General features: G+C 71.9%; 2 protein-coding genes and 1 pseudogene. All 3 read right to left on the bottom strand.

Annotated features, from left to right (window positions below; all coding sequences use genetic code 11):
* Positions 1-888, bottom strand: an 888-nt coding sequence (locus tag GA0115259_RS26340; RefSeq protein ID WP_093601625.1) for a SpoIIE family protein phosphatase, incomplete at its 3' end; no start/stop codon positions are given.
* A 62-nt stretch (positions 889-950) separates the two neighbouring features.
* Positions 951-1,898: an SDR family oxidoreductase gene (locus GA0115259_RS26335; RefSeq protein WP_093601623.1), complete on the bottom strand. Its 948-nt coding sequence runs from the start codon at positions 1,896-1,898 to the stop codon at positions 951-953.
* A gap of 195 nt (positions 1,899-2,093) precedes the next feature.
* Positions 2,094-2,491: pseudogene (locus tag GA0115259_RS26330) on the bottom strand (3-oxoacyl-ACP synthase); the annotation flags it as partial.

Below are 2,491 nucleotides of genomic sequence, written 5' to 3'. Positions count from 1 at the left end.
CGGCCCGGGTGCACCGGACGGCCCGGGTGCACCGGACGGCCCGGGTGCACCGGACGGCCCAAGCGCGCCAGGAGGCCCGTCGTAGCGCAGGACGAGTACGGCGGCGTCGTCCGTGTGTCCGGTCAGCTCGGCCACCTTCATCACCTCCGCCGCCAGCTCGCCGGGATCGGAGCCGGCGCCGGCGGCGACCATCTTGCTCACCCTGGCCATTCCCTCCTCTATCGGAAAGGACGGACCTTCGATGACGCCGTCCGTGAGCAGCACGTACGCTCCCGCGCTCGTCAGCCTGCGGCGCGTCACCGGATATCTCTCGCCCGCCACGATGCCCAGCGGAGGACCGCCCGCGTCCTCCGCGCATCCGGACCAGCCGTCGACCGTGCCCCATACCGCGGCCACATGGCCCGCGCGGGCGCTCTGGATCTCCCAGTGGACCGGATCGAAGCGCAGGAACGTACAGGTCGCGAAGAGAGTGGAGTCCACCGACAGCAGCAGATCGTTGGCCAGGCCCAGCACCTCGCCCGGATCGCGCGCGGTGCTGGCGACCGCCCGCAGTCCGATCCGTACCTGTCCCATGAACGCCGCCGCCTCGACATCGTGGCCCTGCACATCGCCGACGCAGAACGCGAGCGAGCCGTCGGAGAGCATGAAGCCGTCGTACCAGTCACCGCCGATGTCCAGGCCGTCACGAGAGGGCGCGTACCGGGCGGCGGTCCGCAGTCCGGGCACCGCGGGCAGCCGCGCGGGCAGCATCTCCCGCTGCAACGCCTCGGCCAGCTCCACCCGGGCGTGCTGAAGCTCCGCGCCTTCCCGCGCCTGGGCCGTGAGGCGCCCAAGTGTGGTCAGCAAATCCTCGGCGCTCGTCGAGCGCGGGGGACGACGCCGGGTCATGCACCGCCTCGCTGCGAAGTAGCCTTGCGTGGTCCGTGCGACTGCACAAACCATCGCATTCATCATATTTCCGGTACGGGACTTGTGCCGGACAGCGGATGCGGAACGGTCGGAGCCGCAGGCGCCGTCTGAGCCGGCGGACGACTCGTACTGTCCGCCACTCCTCCCGCGCCCAGCAGCGTCGCGGGAGCGTCGGCGGCCCGTGGTTCGAGCTCGGGCATGAGCGCGCGGGTGTGACGGCCGACGAGGAAGGGCAGGGCGGTGCGTACGAACCGGGCCGCCCGCAGCCACGGCTGTCCGTAGACATGGCCGGCCCGGCGCTCGACACCGTCCGCGAGCCGGTCCACCGCCGGACCCAGCGGATAGGTGCGCCCGGCCGGCCAGGGCAGCCGGGAGCGCAGCTCGCGCAGCGCGGCCACCTGTTCGCCGCCTCGGACCATGTCGGTGTCGGTCCAGCTCAGATAGCCGACGCCGATCCGTACGCCATGGTGCGCGACCTCGGTCCGCAAGGTCTGCGCGAAGGCCTCCACACCGGCCTTCGACGCGCAGTACGCCGTCATCATCGGCGCGGGAGCGAGGGCCGCGAGCGAGGCGATCTGGAGGAAGTAGCCGCGCGAGTCCAGCAGCGCCGGGAGGAAGGCGTGCGCGGTGTTGGCGCTGCCGATGAGATTGACCTCGATGACGCGCCGCCATACGTCCGGATCACGGTGGCGGAAGAGACCGCTCGCCGCCACTCCGGCGTTGGCGACCACCACATCGATCGTGCCAAAACGTTCCTGGACGCTCCGTGCCGTACGGACCATCGCGTCCGCGTCGGTCACATCCGTGTACCAGTGTTCCGCCTCGCCGGTCAACGACGCCGCGACACGGGCGAGTTCGGCCTCCTCCAGACCGACGAGGGCCAGCCGCGCGCCGCGCGCGGAGAGGGTGCGGGCGAGCTGCTCGCCGACACCGCGCGCGGCGCCGGTGACGACGGCGGTACGGCCGAGGAGCGGCGGGTGTCCGGGCATGGGTGAGCGTTCTCCAGTCGGGGTCGGCGGACCGTCCCCCGGCGCCGGGGGGACCGGTGGTGGGGGACGGCGTTCCGTACGGCGGTATGTACGAAGGCGGCACGGGAGCGTTCCGTACGGCGGCGGGTACGGGAGCGTTCCGTACGTTCCGTACAGCGGTACGGGAGCGTTCCGTGCAGCGGTACGGAGAAACGGTCAAGCGCGTTGCAGCGCCAGGACCGCGTTGTGACCGCCGAAGCCGAAGGAGTGGCTGACGGCCCGGTCGATCCGCCGGAGCAGCGGCTGCTTGGTCACACAGTCGATGTCGAACTCGTCCGCCGGCGCGTCCAGATTGGCGATCGGCGGGATCACTCCGTGCTGGAGCGTCAGTACGGTCAGCCCGGCCTCGATCGCACCGGCCGCGCCCATGCAGTGCCCGAGCACGCCCTTGGGAGCCGTGACCGAGGGCCGGTGCGGAAAGACCCGGCCGATCAGCGCGGCCTCGGTCGCGTCGTTGAGCGGTGTCGACGTGCCGTGGGCGTTGACGTGCTCGACCTCGCCGGCGTGCCATCCCGCGTCCCGCAGCGCCGCCTCGACCGCCCGCTGGGCGACGG

The sequence above is a fragment of the Streptomyces sp. MnatMP-M17 genome, from assembly GCF_900091995.1.
Taxonomy (GTDB): Bacteria; Actinomycetota; Actinomycetes; order Streptomycetales; family Streptomycetaceae; genus Streptomyces.
Note: the sequence above shows the minus strand (reverse complement) of the source record. Positions and strands in the feature narration are given on the sequence as shown.

Coding starts and splice junctions, on each gene's coding strand:
- GA0115259_RS26335 (WP_093601623.1), bottom strand. CDS start 1,898: ATGCCCGGACACCCGCCGCTCCTCGGCCGTACCGCCGTCGTCACCGGC.